Raw genomic sequence first — 708 nt, forward strand, 5'->3', positions numbered from 1 at the left:
GATGCGCGCGGTCCGGCTCCCCCGCACCGGCGAAACGGTCCGCACCCCCCGCAGCCAGTCGGAGAACGGCCAGCGCCGCCGCTCCTGGCGCCAGATCGGCCTGCGCCGCAAGTAGTCCCGCGAGCCCGGCCGCGGGCTCGCTAGGGTGAACGGCGTGAGCCACCCCCAGATCACGCTGACCGTCCGGCACACCCCGTCCGCGCTGGACACCCGCCGCGGCGTCGTGCGGCTGCACCCCGAAGTCCTCGACGCGCTGGGCCTGCGGGCCTGGGACGCTGTGCACCTCACCGGGGCCAGGGTCAGCGCCGCGCTCGCCGCGCCCGCCGACGAGGCAGGGGTGCCCGGCGTGCTGCTCACCGACGACGTCACCATGTCGAACCTCGGGGTCACCGAGGGCTCGGAGGTCGTGGTCGCGCCGGCCGAGGTCGCCGCCGCGCGGACCGTGACCGTCGCGGGGTCGCGGCTGGCCAGCGTCTCGGTCAGCCCGCACATGCTCCGGCTCGCCCTCATCGGCAAGGTGCTGACCGTCGGCGACGCCGTTTCGCTGCTGCCGCAGGACCTCGCGCCGACGCCGGGGTCCGACCCGGCCGGGCTGCGCGGCCAGCTGTCCCGGGCGATCGGGGCGACCTGGACCAACGAGCTGCTCACCGTCACCGCGACCGAGCCGGCCGGCACCGTCGCGGTCGGACCGTCCACTGTGGTCGTCTG

The 708-nt window shown here is 76.3% G+C and carries 1 pseudogene; it reads left to right on the top strand.

The annotated features are described in order from the left end of the window. Nucleotides 1-154 precede the first annotated feature (154 nt). Nucleotides 155-708, top strand: a pseudogene (locus G3I65_RS52010) (ATPase); the annotation flags it as partial.

This window comes from Amycolatopsis sp. SID8362, assembly GCF_010550475.1.
GTDB classification, from domain to species: domain Bacteria; phylum Actinomycetota; class Actinomycetes; order Mycobacteriales; family Pseudonocardiaceae; genus Amycolatopsis; species Amycolatopsis eburnea.